Below are 19314 nucleotides of genomic sequence, written 5' to 3'. Positions count from 1 at the left end.
CGAAATCAATGTCGATGCTTCTGTTCCGTCAGTGATTTCTAGCTGTGCCTGCTTCTAATTTTGGCTGTAGAAGCTACAGATTGGCTTTACATTGTCAGCGGCAACTGCTACCTTGGTTTTCCGGCACGACAAAGGTTGAACCTATATAACGGGACCGCTTCCACCCTGCCTGGAAGTTTGAGACCATCGTCCGTGACTAGTAAGTAATAGCTATTTCGGGTAATCGAAGGTTCAAAAGATGCCGCATCTGCCTCAGAATCATGCACCTGCGTATCACCATCAATGACAAGTGTCGAAAGCAACATGACGAACTCCAACAGCTCGTATCAACAATTACTGGCACAACGTGCAGCCCTTGAGCAACAGATTGCTGCTGCTAGAAAAGCAGAAGTAGCTGGTGCAGTGCAGGAAATCCGAAAGCTCATTGAGGCCTTTGGGCTTACCGAAAACGACATCTTTTCTTCAGGAAAGCAAAAGCGCACAAACGCTGGATCTTCGGTTGCGCCGAAGTATCGTGACCCCAGCACAGGCCAAACGTGGACTGGCCGAGGTAAGCCTCCAACATGGATCAAGGACAAGGATCGATCGCTGTTTGAAATCTGATGACTTCGCGACAGCAAAAAAGTGGCCTTCGAGGCCACTTTTCATTTGGACGTCTCCTGCTCCTTCAGATAAATTTCCAGCCAAAAACTCGGGCTAGTCAAATGTCTCGGGGCTGACGCCATCCAGATGACAGGGCGGTGTGACCGGTTGTAGAGCACCACAATGTCGTCATCGATAGGGACCAAAAAAAATGTTGAGCCTCCGTAAGCACCGCAGCGACTCTGGTTTAAAGGCGGACAATTCACTCTATCCGAAGCACACGCCGTACTTCGTCAGCTACCAAGTCCACTAGTGCGTGAGCAGCTGCGCTCAATGGCCGCTGCGGATGACTTACCCGGATCACTTGGCGAACAATCCGAGGCGATAGGATTGGGCATACACGCAGAGTGCCCTCGTTCACATTACTTTGCACGACGACACGGGGCAAAATCGTGACGAAGTTGGAGTTCTCCACGAGCCGAACAATGGCACCAAGCACGTCGACCTCGAATTTCGGCGCGAGCACGACGTCCTCCTGTAAGGCTGCCGTGTCCAACACACCGCGCAGGCCATGTCGGCGAGTCGGCAACACCAAGTCAAATCCCAGTTCAGGCAAACGCGCGAATCGGATGCTCTGAGGAAGACTCGGACCTACTGTTTTGCTCGCAACGAGCAACATATCTTCTTCGGCCAGGGGTTCAGTTGCTAGAGAAAGCTTGCCCCGTGGCTGGTTGATGATGGCCGCATCGACCTGGCCATTGCTCACCCAATCTATAAGCTGAGTGCTGTAGCCCACTGAGATGGTTACCTCGACATGTGGATAGGCGGTGTTAAAGCGCGACAACGCCTCCGGTAATACGCTTTCGGCAAGCGAGGACAGCAGTCCCAGGGACACATGACCTGTGACAGCGTCGCTTCGCTGCACTAATTGCGCTCGTGCAGCTTCGATATCGCGCAGGATCGGGGTGAACAGCCGGTACATCAATCGCCCTGCCGTAGTCGGGACCAAGCCTTGGCGACGCCGCTCAAACAGGTGCTGGCCTAGTTCCTCCTCAAGCTTGGCAAGCTGCATGCTTAAGGTTGGCTGCACAACGTTTAGGCGCTTGGCAGCTTGAGTCATGGAACCGTCCTCTACTAGCGTGAGGAAGTACTGGATTTGCCGAAAGTCCACGTTACCTAGCCTTTGATTAACTGACACGCTGAAAAGCGTCTCCATCAATATTTTAAAAGCCGAGCCCTTCCAAATGAGGTGCGCAATAGAAGCGAGGCCATTTCGTTGGTTTGCATCGAGGTCATTGCTCTCATCCAGAGTCCGTCGTAATACGGCCTTTAGCGGATGGAGCAATGACCCCGTGTACTACCAATCAATCCAGAGAGATATTGGCGGTTCGGATCACAGGCGCCCACTTCGAACTCTGCGCCCGGAAATGACTCTCAAAGTCGCGCAGTGATCCACCAATGACGGTCACACCTTGGGCATCAAACACCGCCTTGACGTCGGGCATGGCAAGAATCTTGTTGATCTCGGCGTTGAGCTTCTCAAGAATAGGCCGTGGAGTGGCGGCTGGCGCAATAAAGCCATACCAAGGCGAAACCTCAAAGCCAGAGTAGCCTTGCTCCGCGACAGTAGGCACATCTGGAAATGCGGGTGAGCGAGTAGCAGAGGTGATGGCCAACGCACGCATCTTCCCTGCCTTGACGTGGGGTTGCGCATTTGGAAAGTTATCGAACATCACATCCACCTGGCCTCCCAGCAAGTCTGTGATCATCGGTGCACTGCCCTTGTAAGGTATGTTGGTTAAATTGATACCAACGACACTTTTGAAGTATTCCATGGCCAGATGCAGGGAAGTGCCGTTGCCAGCCGATGCATAGTTGAAGCGGCCTGGTTCCTTTTTGGCGGCCGTGATCAGATCCTTCATGCTCTTGAAAGGAGAGTCCGCACGTACGACCAATAGATTGGGTGTAGCGCCGGCGACGATGATGGGAGCGATGTCCTTGTTCGTGTCGTACGGCAACTTTTTGTAGAGATACTGGTTCACAACCGTCGGGAAACTGGCAATCGTCAGTGTGTATCCATCGGGTGCCGCCTTCAGTCCACTCTCGGTTCCGATCACGGTGCCTCCACCGGGCCGGTTATCGACGACGAATGGCTGTCCCCAAGCATCTTGTAGCTTACGGCCGACCACCCGTGCAAGGGTGTCGTTAAAACCGCCCGCAGTGTACGGTACGACTATGCGCACTGGCTTACTGGGGTAGCCGGCAGCCGCATCGGCCCTGGCAGATTGGGGTATCGCGGCGATCAGGGGGGCAACAGTCAAGCAAGTGACCAGTGCGCGTCGAAAAGTAGTCATCGTTGTCTCCTTGGGAATAATTATTTGAGGCTCTTAGGCCTATTCCTACTCGTAACTCGCTGGGTGTTAAACCGTGCCAGCGTGTTGGTAGATGTGTTTAATCTCTTGGAAATCGATTAGTGCGTCGTAGCCGTGTAGACGACCCAATCCGCTACGGCGATAGCCACCGGTTTCGGCTTCGGCAAAGAGCTTGTTGTGATCGTTGATCCAAACGGTACCGTTTCGTAGCGCCCGGGCCACCCGCATGCTGCGAGCGCCATCGCGTGTCCAAACGCTGGCAGATAATCCGAATTCGGTGTGGTTGGCGCGCTTGACTGCTTCGGATTCATCCTCGAAACGCTCCAACACCAATAGGGGACCGAAGATTTCTTCTTGAATGAAGAAGGCTTGTGTGTCGCGATGAGCAATCAGTGTGGGCGTGAGGAAGGCACCATTTCCCAACGGACCGTCGCCACGTGTTCCGCGCAGAACAACTTCATCAGCAGCGTCCATGGCCTGGGCGATGCGAGCACCAACAGAGATGGCCGCGTCTGTATCAATCATGGGACCGATTTGTGCGCCAACACTAAGGCCAGGGCCCACATTCAAGCCGGACAGCGCCGATGCCAATGCCTTTTTCATCGCTTCATAGCGACTGCCATGCACCAGAACGCGTCGCGCTGCTGTGCATTGTTGCCCGGTGATGATGGTGGCCGCTGCTGCAATGGCTGGTGCGACGCTATCCACGTCCGCATCCTCGAAAACGAGACAGGCTGACTTGCCACCCAATTCAAGCGAGAGCTTTTTCATCGTAGGTGCAGCGGCTGCCATGATCCGCTGACCAGTATTGTTAGAACCCGTGAAGCTGATCACATCTACATCGGACGATTCCGCCAGCAGTGCAGCCACCTCATGGCCAGTCTCGTTGACTAAGTTCACCACACCAGGCGGAAGACCTTCGCAATTGTGCAGAGTCTCGATAAGAGCGGCCGTGATGAGGGCCGTTTGCGCCGCCGGCTTGATAACAGTGGTACAGCCGGCCGCGAGTGCCGGCGTGAGTGAACGGATCAAGAGTACAGCAGGTGCATTCCACGGAACGATGATGCCAACCACGCCAGCTGGCTCCTTGAGCAGAGTGGAGAAGGTACCGGGCTCCACCTCAAACACATGGCCGGGCATGTAGCGAGTGAGGCCTGCGTAATAACGGATCTCTGAAATGGCTCCCGCGATTTCTCCGCGGGACTGCGCGAGCACTTTGCCATTTTCTTGCGTTAGCAGACGAGCTAAAGCCTCAGAGCGTTCCTCCATACGATCCGCCCAACGCAACATAACCATCTGACGAACCCGAGGGCTTTGCGACCACTGATTGCGCTCGAAGGCTGCACGTGCGGCAGCGATAGCCGCAACGCCGTCAGCTCTCGCGGAAGCTGCCAATCGGCCAAGCACTTGGCCATTAGAGGGGTCAAAGCTGGGAGCCCAGTCGTTCGACTGAGCCGGGCACCATTCGCCAGCGATGAGGTTGAGGGCTTGTAACTGTGTCATGGGGTTTTCCTTAGCAGAGCGGCTCATTCAGCTGTAATCCGTGCGTCTTCCACCACCTTCTTCCAAAGCGCCAGCTGGCTGTCGATGAAGGTACTGAATTGCTCGGGAGTGCCGCCATCGGGAACAACGCCTTGCTGTGCGAAGATCTTGCGAACATCGTCTTGAATAAGCATCGCGTTGAGGTCTCGGTTGATCTTCGTCACCACTGACGTAGGAGTTCCCTGCGGCACCACAAAGCCATGCCACCCAGCAGCTTCGTAACCGGCCACCCCTAGTTCAGCAGCTGTGGGAAGTTCTGGCATCAAGGGGGAGCGCTGTGACGTCGCTATTGCCAGAGGTCGAACCTTGCCTGACTGAATGAAGGGCAAGGCATGTGGCAAGAGGTCCACCGCCAGCTCGACCTGTCCGCCTGCTAGGTCTGTCAGCAATGGCGTGCTTCCCTTATAGGGAACTTGGTTCATGTGCGTACCGGAGCGCCGTTCGAACAGGGCCATTGCCAAGTGATTTGACGAGCCAGGACCGGACGTGCCGTAGTTCAGCTGACCGGGCTTGGCTTTGGCGGCGTTTACTACGTCCTGTAGCGTTCTTAGTGAGCTACCTGCATGGCTGAGCAGTAGCATGGGAGAGCGGCCTGCTAGGATGACTGGGGCGAAAGCCTTTTGGGTGTCATACGGAAGCTTCTTGTATAGCCACGGATTGGCGGCGAATGGAAACTGCACGACCAACAGCGTGTGACCGTCAGGCGCGGCATTGGCGGCAGCTTGGGTGCCAATTGTCGTTCCCGCGCCTGGACGGTTGTCCACAATTACTGGCTGTTTCCACTGCAGGGTCAGCTTGGCTGCGGCCAAACGAGCCAGGGTGTCATTGAAGCCACCCGTTGGATATGGGACGATGATCCGAACCGGTTTAGAGGGGAAGGCCTGAGCCAATGCAGCAGATGGTGCGGCTTGGCAAGCAATGGTGCTGCCGAGGACAGCCAGTGCCCGTCGGCGGTTGATCGCGGGGTGCATTTTTGTCTCCGATTTTTTATTGGTTTGGGCTCAGGCGTAAGCCGGCCCTTCAATCGCTGGATGCCCGCGTAGAAAGTCCTCATCAACCTCAACGCCGATACCAGGCGCTTCGCTAGGCTGGACACAGCCTTGCGCGTTGACCGTAAAGGGTGTTGACACAAGTCCGTCGCGAAACAAGTTGCCACGGGAGACATCAGCCTCGAAGTAGCCGTTGCCATCGATAGCTGCTAGCACATGCAAGGTGGCTGCCATATTGATGCCCGTCATAGAGCTGTGAGGATGCACAGCAATCTTGTGCGCTGACGCCATCGCTGCGATGCGTAGCGTTTCCGTGATACCGCCTGTCTTGGAAATGTCCGGCTGTAGGATGCTCACCACCCCTTCGTCGATAAGGCGTGCGAACTCGAAGCGCGTGTAATGGTTCTCTCCTGCTGCGAAAGGAATATGACCGAGTGCTCTGGCCTGGCGGTAGCTGCGTGTGTCATGCGGGGTGAAAGGCTCCTCGAGCCAGCCAATCCTCAGTGCATCCAACGCTGGAATTGCACTCCGAGCATCGTCCATGTTGTACGCGGTGTTGACATCAGCCAGAATCACGATGTCGTCGCCGAGCGCCTGGCGTACGGCCTCGGCACGGGCAATGTCATTCTGTACCGTGTCACCTAGCCTCAGTTTCACAGCGCGGTATCCTGCCTCCACATGGGATAGCGCTTCCTCTGCAAGTGCTGCAGGTGCTTGCCAGCCAAGAGCCACTCCGCCCGCATAGGCGGGCAAGGCTTTTCGTGCGCCACCAAGCAAACGGTACAGAGGCCACCCCACGGCCTTGGCACGGATATCCCATAGAGCCATGTCGATTCCGCTCATGGCCAGCACGCATGCTGTTCCTGTTCCCATCGCGGCGAGTTGGGCTTGGTAGATTCGCTGCCAAGCGCCCTGTACGTCGGTTGCATCACGGCCCATTACCAAAGGGCGCAAAGCGTGGTTGATGAGATGTGCGATGCTGCTATGCGCTCTGCCGTGATGGGATTCACCCCAACCGACCAAACCGCAGGCGGTGGTGACCTTGACCACCACGGCATCTCGCTTAAGAGCACGACCTACAGCCAGACGCACGCTTGAGCCTTCAGGGACAGGAAAGGAGGTGGCCCATGCCTGGACGTCGGAAATGGCGAACTGCAGCTGCTCAGCTGTCCGAGATGTGTTCATGAGGGGAATCTCATTTTTGTTGAAAGTAGCTGCGTCTACTGAAGCGACCTTTGCTTCAGCGACGCTTTACACTCACCGTTGCTCTGATGGCGGCATGTCTACGCCGCCTCAGATCACGCCCCAGGGTTAGGCTGCGACAGTCTCAGTCGCCTGCACATATTCACGGTACAGCTCGGCGGTGTAGAGCAGGCGCATCTGAGCACCCACTTCACAGGCTTTCAGGCACTTCTGCTGCAGCTCAACCGTATCGGCATGCTCCAGCACGATCTGGTAGCCACGCTCGCCGTGAATCTCGTCGGAAACGATGTGCAGGTCAAAGAACTCCACTTCTTCATCAGTGAAACCGTAGACATCACGCAGAGTGGGAGCCTGCTTGCGATAGATCGAGGGCACCTGCGACTCCAGCCCAACTACGATGCCCGCCACGGCTACAACCGGGTGTTCGCGCATGGACATGGAGTAGCACCAGCTTTGCAGACCGCGAGTTGACGGCAGCATGTTGTCTGGGTTGGTCACTCGTTCGCGAGAAGAACCGCACGCTTCAGCGAATCGGATCAGCAAATCTGTATGACGATCGCCGCCGATTTCTTCTTCGTACATGTTGGCCAGCATGAAATCTTTCACCTCCATGAGGCTAGCGGGCGTACGCGAATAAATGAAGCCCAGGTAATCAGCGAAGGGGCCGACGTAGTGATAGTGATTCTCGGCCCAGCGCGCCAGCTGTTCGCGTGTAAGGCGGCCTTCGGCCCAGGCCACGCTGAAGGGCGACTTATTCGCGCTCCTGCCGCGCACTCGAGATTCGAGTTCGTTGCGGAAATCTTCTTTGTTCATCAAAGCTGTCATCAGGGGCTCCTAATGTGGGCTGGATCGATCAGGCAGTTGCGCCGTGTTATCCGGTGGCCCGGTTGGTAGATGACAAATCGTATTTTTCGTTGATGGATAACCGCAAGATCAATCATGATTATTGATAGGTTACATTGACATGCTTGATGTGGTTTGACGTCGAAGCGGCGCGCTTGGACATTTGCACTCAGTCGTGCCGTTAGCGGTGCAATGAGAACAGCAACACATCAAGCGAGACAACCCAATGCCCAAAGTCGTCATCCTCAAGGACGGCCTGCGCCACGAAGGCGAGGTTCGACCAAACACCAATCTGGTGGTACGAGCGGGCATCAAGCAATTTCCGTTTCCTCACCTTCGCTATAGCTGCGGGATGGGGAAGTGCGCCACATGTACCTGCAAAGTGCATCAGGGCGCCGAGCATCTTGCTGAGCCCAATTGGAAAGAGAAGAAGCAGCTTGGAGAGCGGTTGGAACAAGGCTATCGGCTGGCTTGCCAGCTATGGATCAACCACGACATCGAGATCAGCCAGGACGACGCGACTGCGTCTTGAGCAAGCCTCGGAAACGACAACCATGCAACACCAATATGTCATCCTCACCGACAAGGATGGCCAATTTCGCACAGAGCTATGCGAAGGCCTCATCCCAGTCGAAAGCTACGACTACCTTTTCTACGGCAAGCGCCGTGCGCGCTTCGTGATCGCAGAACTGTTGCACCCAGTCCGCGTAACACTGATAGAGGAAACCCCTCCCTTTGTGCGCAACTTAGTGCCATCGAAATTTCTACCGTGCTTCACGAGTGTGCAAGCTGCGCGAGACGAACTCCAGCAACTCATAAGTTTCGGGCACATCGATGCGCAACTGTGCCGCGTGGATGCAAGTGCAAAGGCCACATCATGATCAGCGTCACCTTCATTACCAATGACAACAAGGTGCTTCAAGGCCCCGAGAACAGCAACTTGCTTCGCATATCACTGCGCGGGCAAGGAGGCATTCCGTTCAAGTGCGGCGGAGGCCTATGCGGAACGTGCAAATGTCGTATCGAACAAGGTCAGGAGCACGTCGACGCTGTCAAGCCTAAAGAACGTAAACACCTGAGTGATGAGCAAATAGACCAAGGCTACCGAATGGCCTGCCAGACGTTCGTCAATGGAGACGTCAGTGTCTCGTGGTAGCGACTGATCAAGCAAATGACCACCCATTCAATGAACAACGCCCTATCCATCCGGGATCTCGAAACTGCTGCACGTAAACGGCTGCCAGCCAGCATCTTTGGCTATGTAAGTGGAGGTAGCGAGGATTTGCTAACGCTGCGAGCCAATCGTGCGGCCTTTGATGCCTGGCGATTTGTGCCACGCCCGCTGGTTAACGTGGCGAAGCGATCGCAGAAAGTAGAGCTGTTCGGTAAAACGTATTCCGCGCCGGTGGGCATCGCGCCTATGGGCGTAGCCACGTTGTGCCATTTCGACGGTGACGTGGCGTTAGCGCGTGCAGCCCATGAGGCTGGTCAGCCCTATGTGCTCAGTGCAGCTTCCACGACCCCGCTGGAGCGTGTGGCTCAGGTCAATCCCGATACCTGGTATCAGGCCTACCTGCCAGCTGATACGGCAGTCATCGGACCACTTCTGGAGCGAGTTGCTGCAGCGGGTATCGGCGTGCTGGTTGTGACCGTTGATGTGCAAATCGCATCCATGCGTGAGAACGAAATTCGTAATGGCTTCAGCATCCCACTGAGGCCCAATCCCACGCTGATCATGGGCGGGCTTCTACGTCCACGCTGGTTACTCGGAAACTTCGTGCGCACGCTACTGGCGCAAGGCGTTCCACACTTTGAAAACTTCACGGCAACTCGTGGTGGTCCCATCATCAGAGCTACACCGGGTGATCATCGTGCTGGCCGCGCTGCCATGACCTGGGAGGAAATCCGTTGGATCCGTGAGCGCTGGAATGGCGCCCTACTGGTCAAAGGATTGCTCCGAGCAAGCGATGCAGTAATGGCCCAGAGCATAGGCATTGATGGAGTAGTGGTGTCCAACCACGGCGGACGCCAACTTGATGGCACCGTCACGTCCCTCGATGCCCTGCCAGCTATGGCACTGGCAGCCCCAGGGCTCCCCCTCATCCTTGACAGTGGCATTCGCCGCGGTACAGATGTCCTCAAGGCGCTTGCCCTTGGAGCGCATGCCACCCTCGTAGGCCGTCCGGCCATGTATGGGTTGGCTGCTGCTGGTCAAGCAGGTGCTGCACAAGCTTTGGCACTTTTTAAGCGCGAGATCGATGTCGACCTCGCGCTTCTGGGTTGCGCAGATATCGCGCAGCTTTCAACTGATTTTCTGTGCCGTGCAGGCGAAGTTCTCGCGGCTGACAACATCCCATTGAAGGAACTGCCATGAACTCCCATACCGCAGCACGCACGGGCGGTCGCATTCTCGTAGACGCCTTACATCAACAAGGTGTGCAGCGTGTTTTTTGCGTGCCTGGTGAGAGCTTTCTCGCCGCACTCGACGCCTTTCATGACCTTCGTGAACATATCCAGTTGGTGGTATGCCGGCAGGAGGGAGGCGCGGCCTTCATGGCCGAAGCGCACGGCAAAGTCACTGGCGAACCTGGAATCTGCTTCGCGACGCGAGGTCCCGGTGCCACTAACGCCAGCATCGGTGTTCATACGGCCAGCCAAGACGCCACGCCAATGATCCTGTTCATTGGGCAGGTGGCGCGGGACACGCGAGGCCGCGAGGCTTGGCAGGAAATCGACTTCCGACAGATGTTTGGCGGAATCGCAAAGTGGGTCGACCAGATTGACGATGTGAGTCGCATTCCCGAGTACATCAACCGAGCCTTTCACGTAGCCACCTCGGGACGCCCTGGCCCAGTCGTTTTGGCACTTCCCGAAGACATGCTGGAAGAAGCTGCTGTGGTTTCCGATTGCCCGCCGTATCGCCGTGCAAGGGCTTGTCCCGACGCAAGCGACATGACCGCGCTTGGCGAATTGCTGAGTGAAGCGCGCAAGCCGTTGCTGCTGCTCGGCGGCGGAGGCTGGACTACTGAGGCTTGCGCGGACATCCAGCAGTTCGCCGAAAATTTTCAACTTCCCGTGGCTTGCGCTTTCCGCCGCCAAGACCTAATCGACAACCATCATCCTTTGTACGTGGGTGAGGCTGGCCTTGGCATGGATCCAAACCTGGCGCAACGCATCCGCGATGCGGACTTGGTACTTGCCGTTGGTGCACGCTTGGGCGAGACCACCACGCAAGGGTACACACTGTTGGACGTTCCGCGCCCGCGTCAACGCTTTGTGCAAGTACATCCCGATCCCCAAGAGATAGGCAAGGTTTATCACAGCGATCTCGCCTTCACATGCAGCATGGGAGGCTTCGCGACAGCAGCTGCCGCGCTAGCAGCACCTGGCACGAAGCCTTGGCTAGCTTGGACGAAAGCTGCACATGCAGACTACACAAGCAATCTTGTGCCTCCACCAATGCCTGGCCTCGTGGATCTGGGTCAGGTGATGTGCCATCTACGCGAAACATTGCCTGCCGACAGCGTGATTAGCAACGGCGCAGGCAACTACACCTTATGGGTGCAGCGCTTTTATCAGTACCGAGGTCTGCGCACTCAGCTAGCTCCTTGCAGCGGGACCATGGGTTACGGCCTACCGGCCGCCATCGCTTGCAAGCTTGCGTATCCCGAGCGTACTGTGGTGAGTTTCGCTGGCGACGGCTGCTTCCTAATGACGGGACAAGAACTGGCCACAGCCATGCAGTACGGCGCCAACGTGGTCGTGGTGGTGGTCAACAACGGCATGTACGGCAGCATCCGCATGCACCAGGAGCGCCATCATCCCGGCCGTGTTGTCGGCACAACGCTAATCAACCCAGATTTTGCAGCCCTGGCCGAGGTGTACGGAGCACACGGCGAGGTGGTTCATCGCACTGAGGAGTTTCCCGCCGCCTGGGAGCGTGCCCTCAGCGCCGGTCGTCCTGCGCTTATCGAGCTACGCGTGAGTCCAGAAGCACTGTCCCCGCGTGCAACGGTGACTTCTTTGCGTGCTCAGACACCTGGCAGCACCCCATCAACTCAACCCCACGTTCAGGAGCTGTCATGACAGACATCGACCAATATGCCGTGCGCCTACTCTCGCGCACTACCATCGCACAAGACACTGTCGCTTTTGAGATAGAGCGGCCCGAGAACTTCGCTTTTGAGGCGGGACAGTTTGTGAGCATACAACTGCTCGACTTTGAAGCTCCCTCAGACGGAAGCGACGATGGCGAGCGCATGCTTTCCATCGCCAGTGCTCCGCATGATCAGAATCTCACAGTAGCCGTGCGCATGCGCGACAGCGCCTTTAAAAAGCATTTGGCTGCTGCACCGATCGGTGCAGAAGGCCTTTCCTTGGGGCTGAGCCCAGCTATGGGTGACTTCGTGTTGCCTGAAGGAGAGTTGCAGCCTGTGGTTATGGTTGCCGGCGGCATTGGAATTACGCCCTTCTACAGCATGTTGCGCGACCTCCAGCAGCGTGTTGCAAACGGCCAAGCAGTTCCGGCTGTGACGTTGCTTTACGGCAACCGCAGCCTAGAGCTTGCGGCGTGGCGTGATGAGCTTAATGCCCTGGTTTCCAGCGTGCCGTCACTGCGTGTCGTTCACGTAATTTCTGAAGAAACAGTCGCTAACCCAGTGGCGAGAAGCGGCTTTATTGACGCTCAGCTGATCCAGGATGAGGTTCAAGACTGGATGGGTAGCCGCTACTTCATCGTCGGCCCAACTGCAATGGTAGCGGCTTTGCAAGACTGCCTGGACACCTGCGGCGTACCGCCTGAGCAAGTGACTATTGAATTCTTCGCGGGGTATTGAATGACCGAAAACACCAAAACAATCGAACTTCCGGACGCTACCCTGCAGGTCCATCTGCATGGCGACGTGAAAGCCCCCGTAGTGTGCTTCACGCACTCTATCCTTGCCAGTAGTGCGATGTGGCAGACACAGGCCGATCTTCTGGCCGGTCGCGGCTGGCGCGTAGTGCGTATCGACACGCGGGGCCATGGTGGCTCGAGAACAGGATCGACGCACGCGACCATGGCGACGCTGGTGAGCGACACCATCGCAGTGCTCAACGCACTGGATATTTCAAAGGCGCATTATGTGGGCTTGTCGCTGGGCGGTATGAGCGGATTCGGACTGGCGCTGTCGCATGCTGATCGCTTGCAGAGCATTTGTCTGTGCGCTGCACGCGCCGATGCACCGCCAGAAGTCGCCGCTCCCTGGGACGAGCGTATTTCTATCGCCGAAACAGCGAACAGCTGCTCACCATTGGCCCAGCCCACAATCGACCGCTGGTTTGGCCGTGCATTCCTGGATGCGAACCCCGATCTGGAGGGGCATCTGTTGAAGATGACATCTGCCACTACGGTGACTGGCTTCGTCGCCTGTGCGCGCGCAATCCAAAGCCTCGACTACTTGGATCGCATACACAAAATCGCACTGCCTACCACGTTGATCGTGGGCGCGAACGACGGCGTGCTACCTGCCGCAATGGCCGAAATCGCTCGGCATATTAAGGGGGCAGAACTTGTGCAGATCGCCAACGCTGGTCACCTACCAAACGTAGATCAGCCCGAAGCCTTCAATGACGCTTTGCTACGACACTTGGAGCGCGTATCGTGATTTACGAACTAAAAAAATACATTTCTCACCCAGGCAAATCTGATGCTCTGCGTGAGCGTTTCATGAAGGTCACTTTACCCATCTTCAAGCGACTGGGAATGCAAGTACTGGTCGTGGTTCAATTTCACGATAAGGCAAGCACCTTGAGCTACGTGCTGGCATTTCGTGATGAAGATGAGCGCACTGCCAGTTGGCTCGCATTTGGCAATGATCCTGAATGGCAGAAAGCCAAATCCGAATCCGAAACCAACGGACCACTGCTGGCCGAGCAAACTTCTGAGCGTATCGACTGGCTGCTTACACAGAACACCTGAGCATTCTGGTGATGTGATCTGCCAGATGCATCTCCCAGACAAAACCTCTAGAACATTGGACCTCGACACCATAAGGTAGCGTTCAGACGGTAGCTTCTGTGGTCCATGTTCCATAAATCCAAAGCCCCGGATTGTCGACTCAACCAGCAATCCGGAGTACGAGAGACCGGTCCAGAAACGGGCCGTTCTTAGTTTGCGAATGGAGTGGTAAGCCCATCTTCATCTTGAGACCTCGCAGCGTAAGCCGGGGGCAGGTCTGCTTGAAATGGAATCATGCTCTCAACTTCATGTAGCCGCAGCGTCAATCAACGCTTACTCACCTCCATGGTAGTTACAACAGACCGATTGGCTTGATCGAGACTGCTCGCGTTCACAGCAAAGCCATAGATATTGTGCAGAGCTAAGACAACGCCACATGATCGCGAATAGCCGCCTTCACAATGCACGACCACGCTCCTGATTTCCGGCGCTAGAGCCCTCACAAACGCATGAATTTCCTCCGCCTGCAGGGGCGTAAAACCGTCCTTGATTTTTGCCTTCGCTCGCGCAGAAATCTCCGTGTTTAAAAAATCGACGTCGGCAAAGCTCAGCCGCAACAGCTGGCTAAATCCATGTACCTCTGCAGGAGCTCGCTCAGGAGCAGTGATCGAAATCATCGCCACAGTGCTGAGCGGCGGAAGTTGTTCTGCCACCCTTCTCGAAACAGCTATTGCCTGACGAACGCCTGGTGGTGGTTTGTAGAGAAGATCTATGACCTCCCTTAAGGATTGACCCACTTTTCATCTCCTTGTAGCTTGCATCATGGGCATTCCTTCAGCTCCTATCGTCAAAGACACTTCCTGCTTCGACGTTAGCCCTTGCGGATCCCTAGATCCTGCCGCCTTTGGAAGGCCCTGGGTGAGATCATATTGAGAGCTGAATACTCATGGATGCCCAGCCGATTTGGGCATTTGCAACACCACGGCCCGACCTCTCAGCCCGATGCCCAAGAGCATCTTCGTCCTGGAGTCGCACCAGACAAGAGGTCTTGCAGCAAGTCACCTGTAGCTCAACACTCGACAACTCCTTCGCCGCTTGCTCTCGGATAGATATTTCTCTTTAAATATGATTTACTTCGCATAAATACTCTTTAAAGGAAAATTTTAACCACATAGCCTATGAAAAAATCTTCCGACACTGCGATGCTCCCCATAGAGGCAGAAGACGCCGCGCTGCTCATGGGCAAAAAGATACGAATGGCCCGTCGCATCCGGGAAATGACACAGCAACACCTTGCTGACGCCACTCAGATGTCGTTGAACACGGTCGTGAAGATGGAAGCCGGGCATCCTGGTGTCCAATTCGGCTTCTACCTCAAGGCGCTTTGGGCACTGGAGCTGATTGATGACTTCACCAAGCAAATGGGGATGGTCGGCATCAACGAAACTGAGTTCTCCCTAGTGGAAGCCACCCTGCCAAAAACCGTGCGCAAAAGATCAAAGCGATGAGCGAAATGACGAAGCCAGTGTGGATCTGGCTACCCGGTCAATCCGAGCCGGTACACGCAGGAACGTTCACTTTGGCCGAGGGGACCAAGCCAGTAGGCGCCTTTGTCTATGACGAGAGTTACCTCGCTCGCGCCGATATGCTTCCCTTGGACCAAGGACAGCTCAAATTTTTGAAGCGCAGGCCGCTACAGGCCACACGCAATGAGGGTCTGTATGACGTGTTCAAGGATGTGAAGCCCGAAGGATTTGGGCTTCACATCCTGACCAGGAAACACGCTCGCAGCAGTATTACGAACCTCGAAGCATTGGAGTTTGCCCCGGGAGACACCGTAGGTGCCCTGGCTGTTTGTGACGATATCGCTCAAAAAGCACTGTTCGTTCCTCCCGCAGCAGAAGACCTGTTCGAGGCCATGAGGATGCTTGCGCCTGGGGGGCACACCGGCCAAGCAGAGACCTCGCTAGAAAGCATAGTCAGCACGGGCTTAGGTGGCGAGCGACCAAAAATTACCGTGCTCTATAAGGGGCAGCAATGGATATCAAAGTTCGCGGGTAGCAAAGACGACACGACCTCCCCCTTGCGTGAATTCTTGGCCATGCGGCTGGCAGCACTCAGCGGCATCAATACGGCAGAAGTGGACTATGTGCACAAGGGCACGCGAGGCACTGTGCTAGTCAAACGCTTTGACCGGCACGTTGGCGACGACGGGACTGTCCTGCGAACCCACTTTGCCTCGGCTGCAACCGTAATGGGCACGGATAAAGCCATGGCAGGGACTCGTACTTATCCCATGATCGTCCAGTACGCGAGTAGGTGGCTAGTGCCAGATTTCAAAGATGAGTTGTGGCGCCGCATTGCATTCAACGTGCTGATCGGCAACGGTGACGATCACGCACGTAACCATGGCTTCCTGCTTGGTCCAAAAAGCTGGGAGCTGTCCCCTGCCTATGACATTGCGCCTTACACGCCCACTGGTGGCGCAGTCCACCCAGTTAAAGCACTGTCCACTGGGCTGCTTCGCTCGGGTGAGGCTCGTGCTACTGCAGACGTTCTGCTGCTTTGTGCAAAGGAGTTGGATGTCGACTACGCCTATGCAAACGACTACCTTGATGCAACCTACGCGCTGATCAGAGAGCAATGGGACAGCCTGGCAGAGTCCGTTGGCCAGAAGCCATTACAGCCACCACTATTCGAGCTTCCCCCACGACACAATCGCCTGTCAAAATTAACCGTAGCAGCTCACAGACATCGAGGACGATGAAATCCACACAATAGAAAGCAGGCAATCCATAAAGACGGATTTCGGCTTGAATCATTACCTAGCTAGAAGTTGTAGCCCAAGGCAATTACTGAGGACAGGCTTCCCTTTTGACGCACGATGGGGCTGTTGCGAGCGTCGCCAATCAACTCCGAATACACCAGTGAGCCGACCAAGCTCCACTTGGGATTCATGCGATAAATGACGGAGGTGCCAAGCCGTACATCTCGTAGTCCGGATCCTGGAGCAAACTCTGCATAACCGCTATTTATTGCCTGCTCTTTAGTGATACCGAAGTAGTCTTGGGCATAACGATTGTTGCTCCATGTTGTGGCGACCGTGGCTGAGAACTGTAGGGATGGACTGATGCGAGTGTTCCAGCCGGCGCCCAGGTCCAGGAGCAGACCATTTCGGTTGTTTCCACTGCCAAAGCGCACTGCGGAATTGAGCGTCAAGTTGCTTGTGAGATTGGCGTTGAAGAATGCACCAATTTCTGGCCGAGGATCAATGTCGCCCAGTCCCCGCAGTGCTGCACTGCGCCGCTCTTTGCGTCCGAAGTCCGCTGTAATCCGCGCTCCGTAAGACATCTCAGAACTTCGTGAAGCGTTGTAGCCAACGCCACTCATGACTCCGGCAAAAAAGCCATTACTCCACTGGTACTCAATGCTTGGCAGGACGCGGATTCTGGATTCGTCGGATCCCTGGTATCTATGGCCTGCAATTACTGCTAGGCCGGCGACACCACCTTCTGAGGCATTGGGTGGCATGGTCCGACGGTAGAAATCCGACTGGGCATGCACTGTTGCACTGGCTGCCACTAGTGCTGTCATCGTGACTGCTGATGCGAGGGGGTTCATGGTCAATACCCTTTTTGTTGGGGGTCGATCTTGCACGTGTTAAGGACCTCACGCGTTCGCGTTAGCACCGATTAGGGGAAATCCGACAAGCTCCGGACTACTGCAACTGGCAGTCGAACCAGGCCTAGACCCAGTTCCTGAGCATTCTTACAAATTAATAAGACTGATCAGTTCAAATTATGACTGATTAGTATTTGTAATCATATCTTGTTGTTTTTCCAAGTGATTGAATAACCTCTGAGGCCTTCGGCTATTGCTGCACTTGATGGCTTTGCGCGTTCTTGAAATGCTTCCTCGCTGCAAAAGTTGCCTCCGTTTACCTTCCTGGCCGCACCAATCCCTCTTTGAGCTCTGACAAGCTTTACTTTGGTACCGAGAGAGCCGTTTTGTTGGACCTATCCAGGCTACGGTGGCGTAACGTGTTCTCAGGATGTGTATTGAGATGGCTGGCACGGACTACGCCAACGGTGAGCCCATGATTTGGCTCTGATGAGGACACCTCAGCCTCTCAAGGCTCAGCGCTCCGCTGTATGGGGTAGCTCATCCCGACTGATGAGCAATCAGGGGGCAGCCAGCTCAGCGCTCGCGAAGAAGCTGCTTCAGGGCGCCAGAAAGCTCAGGGTACCGCCAAGAAAACCCGGCTTCCTGTGCGCGTTGCGGAACCAAGCGCTGACCTCCTAGCAACAGAACGGACATTTCCCCCAGTGCCAGTCGCAACGCCCAGGCCGGAATGTGAAATATGGCTGGTTTGCCTAACTCCCGAGCGAGGATCTGCGTGAAGTCAACATTGCGAACGACCCCAGGTGCACAGGCGTTGTACGGCCCGCTGCAGCTCTCATTATTCAAAAGGTAGTCGATGAGAGCGACTTGGTCCTCGATATGTATCCATGGCATCCACTGTTTCCCGCTGCCTAGTCTGCCTCCAAGCCCTCGTTGGAATGTTGGCAGCAGCCGTGCCAGCATTCCACCAGCTGGCGTTAACACGGGGGCAGTGCGTAGTACTACAACCCGCACACCAAGCTGGCGCGCGCGTATAGCCTCCTGCTCCCAGGCTACGCATAGACGGCTTCCGAAATCGATGTTGCCCGGAGAACTGTCCTCTGATAACCACTGTTCCTCGCCGTCTCCGTACCAGCCGACAGCAGACCCCGAGATCAGCACTGGCGGTATCGGAACTTGCTTTCCCATCCAGTCCACCAAGGTTCGTGTCAGGTCAATTCGGCTGTTCCGCAAAAGCTCGCAGCGCTCTGCAGACCATCGGTGAGTTGCGATGGGTGCTCCTGCTAAGTTGACGACAGCATCAAATGGAGCACTACGATCGAGTGAATCAAGATGCGCTATACCCTTGGAGCCCAGGCACAATTTCTCCACCTGCTGAGGAGTTCGGCTCCACACCCAAAGGTCATGACCTTGGCGCCGCCAGAGCCGACAGAGGGCCTGTCCGATGAGTCCGGTGCCTCCGGTTAACAGGATGCGCATGGGGTTCTCCTTTTTAGGAAATGACCAAAACACTCACCAGGGCAGGCGTTTTCCATCGTATGCCCAGAAGCCGCCGCTGTCCTGCGGCTGCAGGCCGTCTAATACCGCCAACAAATCGCGCGCAGCGTCGGTGGGACGGCGGCCTATCTGAGCACCGCGAAACGGAGCCGACAAAGCAGAGTCAACTGTGCCGGGATGCAGGGCTGCCAGGACCGCTTTTGGATGGGTGCGAGCCATTTCAATAGAAGCCGTCTTGAGCAGCATGTTCAGTGCTGCCTTCGAGGCTCGGTAGCTATACCAGCCACCCAGACGGTTGTCGCCGATACTGCCAACCTTGGCCGACAGAACCGCAAGCACGCCGGGCTCGTTCTTTGGAAGCAACTGTGAGAAGTGTGCCAAGGCCAAGGCCGGGCCGATGGTGTTGATGGTAAAACTGGCTGCCATGTGTGCTGCGTTCAGGTCAGTCAGTCGCTTTTCGGGAGCGCCGGTTGGGCCGCTGAGCATTCCCGTGGCAATCACAACCAGGTGCCAGGAACCTTGCTGACGCAGCGAGTCGGCGGCAACTGCGATGGAGTCAAGGGCTCGGAAGTCGACGGCGGGACTGCTGCTTCGGCTCAGAGCGGCGACCGCGGCACAGCGTGGATCTGCCTCCAGCTGCGCGGCCATGGCTGAGCCTATAGCGCCGGAGGCCCCAAGAATCAGAGCACGGTAACCAGTGGGCAGTGATTGCATGGTAGGCCTCAAT

General features: G+C 56.0%; 21 protein-coding genes. 11 read left to right on the top strand and 10 right to left on the bottom strand.

Going from position 1 to position 19314, the window contains the following annotated elements:
* Positions 1-303 precede the first annotated feature (303 nt).
* A complete protein-coding gene (locus O987_RS27815) occupies positions 304-603 on the top strand; it encodes an H-NS histone family protein (protein ID WP_080731469.1) in 300 nt (99 codons plus the stop codon).
* Positions 604-844: 241 nt separating this feature from the next.
* Here O987_RS27815 and O987_RS07805 read toward each other — a convergent pair whose 3' ends face one another.
* The 6 genes from O987_RS07805 to O987_RS07780 form a co-directional block, all read right to left on the bottom strand.
* Entirely contained in the window at positions 845-1753 is a 909-nt protein-coding gene (locus O987_RS07805) for a LysR family transcriptional regulator (protein ID WP_043376226.1), read from the bottom strand.
* A gap of 193 nt (positions 1754-1946) precedes the next feature.
* Entirely contained in the window at positions 1947-2936 is a 990-nt protein-coding gene (locus O987_RS07800; RefSeq protein ID WP_043371470.1) for a Bug family tripartite tricarboxylate transporter substrate binding protein, read from the bottom strand.
* A gap of 66 nt (positions 2937-3002) precedes the next feature.
* Positions 3003-4457: an aldehyde dehydrogenase family protein gene (locus tag O987_RS07795; RefSeq protein ID WP_043376224.1), complete on the bottom strand. Its 1455-nt coding sequence runs from the start codon at positions 4455-4457 to the stop codon at positions 3003-3005.
* A 23-nt stretch (positions 4458-4480) separates the two neighbouring features.
* Positions 4481-5467: a tripartite tricarboxylate transporter substrate binding protein gene (locus tag O987_RS07790; RefSeq protein WP_043371468.1), complete on the bottom strand. Its 987-nt coding sequence runs from the start codon at positions 5465-5467 to the stop codon at positions 4481-4483.
* A 30-nt stretch (positions 5468-5497) separates the two neighbouring features.
* Positions 5498-6670, bottom strand: a complete 1173-nt coding sequence (locus O987_RS07785) for a mandelate racemase/muconate lactonizing enzyme family protein (RefSeq protein ID WP_051962142.1) — start codon at positions 6668-6670, stop codon at positions 5498-5500.
* Between the two features lie 126 nt (positions 6671-6796).
* Complete coding sequence (locus O987_RS07780; protein ID WP_043371465.1) at positions 6797-7513, bottom strand: TenA family transcriptional regulator; 717 nt, start codon at positions 7511-7513, stop codon at positions 6797-6799.
* 244 nt (positions 7514-7757) lie between these two features.
* Between O987_RS07780 and O987_RS07775 the strand changes: the two genes are divergently transcribed.
* From O987_RS07775 to O987_RS27555, 8 genes are read left to right on the top strand one after another with little or no spacing between them, the layout of a single operon-like run.
* Positions 7758-8063, top strand: coding sequence for a 2Fe-2S iron-sulfur cluster-binding protein (locus O987_RS07775; protein WP_043371463.1), 306 nt, complete (start codon positions 7758-7760; stop codon positions 8061-8063).
* Positions 8064-8085: 22 nt separating this feature from the next.
* Complete coding sequence (locus tag O987_RS07770) at positions 8086-8412, top strand: hypothetical protein (protein WP_043371460.1); 327 nt, start codon at positions 8086-8088, stop codon at positions 8410-8412.
* The gene (locus O987_RS07765) at positions 8409-8687 is read left to right on the top strand and encodes a 2Fe-2S iron-sulfur cluster-binding protein (protein ID WP_043371457.1); all 279 of its coding nucleotides are present in this window, start codon (positions 8409-8411) and stop codon (positions 8685-8687) included. The genes O987_RS07770 and O987_RS07765 overlap by 4 nt, the downstream gene beginning before the upstream one ends.
* 15 nt (positions 8688-8702) lie before the next feature.
* A complete protein-coding gene (locus O987_RS07760) occupies positions 8703-9905 on the top strand; it encodes an alpha-hydroxy acid oxidase (protein WP_235214300.1) in 1203 nt (400 codons plus the stop codon).
* Positions 9902-11617, top strand: a complete 1716-nt coding sequence (locus tag O987_RS07755) for a thiamine pyrophosphate-binding protein (protein WP_051962140.1) — start codon at positions 9902-9904, stop codon at positions 11615-11617. The genes O987_RS07760 and O987_RS07755 overlap by 4 nt, the downstream gene beginning before the upstream one ends.
* The gene (locus tag O987_RS27560) at positions 11614-12366 is read left to right on the top strand and encodes a ferredoxin--NADP reductase (RefSeq protein WP_051962139.1); all 753 of its coding nucleotides are present in this window, start codon (positions 11614-11616) and stop codon (positions 12364-12366) included. The genes O987_RS07755 and O987_RS27560 overlap by 4 nt, the downstream gene beginning before the upstream one ends.
* Complete coding sequence (locus O987_RS07745; RefSeq protein WP_043371453.1) at positions 12367-13176, top strand: alpha/beta fold hydrolase; 810 nt, start codon at positions 12367-12369, stop codon at positions 13174-13176.
* Entirely contained in the window at positions 13173-13490 is a 318-nt protein-coding gene (locus O987_RS27555; RefSeq protein WP_158407668.1) for an NIPSNAP family protein, read from the top strand. The genes O987_RS07745 and O987_RS27555 overlap by 4 nt, the downstream gene beginning before the upstream one ends.
* Positions 13491-13795: 305 nt before the next feature.
* Here the strand turns inward: O987_RS27555 and O987_RS07735 are convergent, their stop codons facing one another.
* Positions 13796-14266 (bottom strand): hypothetical protein, encoded by a 471-nt coding sequence (locus O987_RS07735; protein WP_043371451.1) that lies wholly within the window; start codon positions 14264-14266, stop codon positions 13796-13798.
* A 381-nt stretch (positions 14267-14647) separates the two neighbouring features.
* On the opposite strand from O987_RS07735, the gene O987_RS27550 reads away from it, so the two are divergent.
* A complete protein-coding gene (locus O987_RS27550; RefSeq protein ID WP_144244904.1) occupies positions 14648-14977 on the top strand; it encodes a helix-turn-helix domain-containing protein in 330 nt (109 codons plus the stop codon).
* Positions 14974-16236: a type II toxin-antitoxin system HipA family toxin gene (locus O987_RS07725; RefSeq protein ID WP_043371449.1), complete on the top strand. Its 1263-nt coding sequence runs from the start codon at positions 14974-14976 to the stop codon at positions 16234-16236. Before O987_RS27550 ends, O987_RS07725 begins: the two co-directional genes overlap by 4 nt.
* 62 nt (positions 16237-16298) lie before the next feature.
* Here O987_RS07725 and O987_RS27810 read toward each other — a convergent pair whose 3' ends face one another.
* The 3 genes from O987_RS27810 to O987_RS07715 form a co-directional block, all read right to left on the bottom strand.
* Positions 16299-17090: a MipA/OmpV family protein gene (locus tag O987_RS27810; protein ID WP_080731467.1), complete on the bottom strand. Its 792-nt coding sequence runs from the start codon at positions 17088-17090 to the stop codon at positions 16299-16301.
* Positions 17091-17666: 576 nt separating this feature from the next.
* Complete coding sequence (locus O987_RS07720) at positions 17667-18569, bottom strand: TIGR01777 family oxidoreductase (RefSeq protein ID WP_043371447.1); 903 nt, start codon at positions 18567-18569, stop codon at positions 17667-17669.
* A 33-nt stretch (positions 18570-18602) separates the two neighbouring features.
* Positions 18603-19301 carry an SDR family NAD(P)-dependent oxidoreductase gene (locus tag O987_RS07715; protein ID WP_043371444.1) on the bottom strand — a complete coding sequence of 233 codons (699 nt, stop codon included), beginning with the start codon at positions 19299-19301 and terminating at the stop codon, positions 18603-18605.
* Between the last annotated feature and the right edge of the window lie 13 nt (positions 19302-19314).

The organism is Comamonas testosteroni TK102 (assembly GCF_000739375.1).
Taxonomy (GTDB): Bacteria; Pseudomonadota; Gammaproteobacteria; order Burkholderiales; family Burkholderiaceae_C; genus Comamonas; species Comamonas brasiliensis.
This window is presented reverse-complemented; position numbering and strand designations above follow the sequence as displayed.

What these genes read in the sequence shown, in the direction of transcription:
- O987_RS27815 (WP_080731469.1), top strand. Translation starts at nt 304, where the DNA reads ATGACGAACTCCAACAGCTCGTATCAACAATTACTGGCACAACGTGCA.
- O987_RS07800 (WP_043371470.1), bottom strand. Translation starts at nt 2,936, where the DNA reads ATGACTACTTTTCGACGCGCACTGGTCACTTGCTTGACTGTTGCCCCC.
- O987_RS07795 (WP_043376224.1), bottom strand. Translation starts at nt 4,457, where the DNA reads ATGACACAGTTACAAGCCCTCAACCTCATCGCTGGCGAATGGTGCCCG.
- O987_RS07790 (WP_043371468.1), bottom strand. Translation starts at nt 5,467, where the DNA reads ATGCACCCCGCGATCAACCGCCGACGGGCACTGGCTGTCCTCGGCAGC.
- O987_RS07785 (WP_051962142.1), bottom strand. Translation starts at nt 6,670, where the DNA reads ATGAACACATCTCGGACAGCTGAGCAGCTGCAGTTCGCCATTTCCGAC.
- O987_RS07780 (WP_043371465.1), bottom strand. Translation starts at nt 7,513, where the DNA reads ATGACAGCTTTGATGAACAAAGAAGATTTCCGCAACGAACTCGAATCT.
- O987_RS07775 (WP_043371463.1), top strand. Translation starts at nt 7,758, where the DNA reads ATGCCCAAAGTCGTCATCCTCAAGGACGGCCTGCGCCACGAAGGCGAG.
- O987_RS07770 (WP_043371460.1), top strand. Translation starts at nt 8,086, where the DNA reads ATGCAACACCAATATGTCATCCTCACCGACAAGGATGGCCAATTTCGC.
- O987_RS07765 (WP_043371457.1), top strand. Translation starts at nt 8,409, where the DNA reads ATGATCAGCGTCACCTTCATTACCAATGACAACAAGGTGCTTCAAGGC.
- O987_RS07760 (WP_235214300.1), top strand. Translation starts at nt 8,703, where the DNA reads ATGACCACCCATTCAATGAACAACGCCCTATCCATCCGGGATCTCGAA.
- O987_RS07755 (WP_051962140.1), top strand. Translation starts at nt 9,902, where the DNA reads ATGAACTCCCATACCGCAGCACGCACGGGCGGTCGCATTCTCGTAGAC.
- O987_RS27560 (WP_051962139.1), top strand. Translation starts at nt 11,614, where the DNA reads ATGACAGACATCGACCAATATGCCGTGCGCCTACTCTCGCGCACTACC.
- O987_RS07745 (WP_043371453.1), top strand. Translation starts at nt 12,367, where the DNA reads ATGACCGAAAACACCAAAACAATCGAACTTCCGGACGCTACCCTGCAG.
- O987_RS27550 (WP_144244904.1), top strand. Translation starts at nt 14,648, where the DNA reads ATGAAAAAATCTTCCGACACTGCGATGCTCCCCATAGAGGCAGAAGAC.
- O987_RS07725 (WP_043371449.1), top strand. Translation starts at nt 14,974, where the DNA reads ATGAGCGAAATGACGAAGCCAGTGTGGATCTGGCTACCCGGTCAATCC.
- O987_RS27810 (WP_080731467.1), bottom strand. Translation starts at nt 17,090, where the DNA reads ATGAACCCCCTCGCATCAGCAGTCACGATGACAGCACTAGTGGCAGCC.
- O987_RS07720 (WP_043371447.1), bottom strand. Translation starts at nt 18,569, where the DNA reads ATGCGCATCCTGTTAACCGGAGGCACCGGACTCATCGGACAGGCCCTC.
- O987_RS07715 (WP_043371444.1), bottom strand. Translation starts at nt 19,301, where the DNA reads ATGCAATCACTGCCCACTGGTTACCGTGCTCTGATTCTTGGGGCCTCC.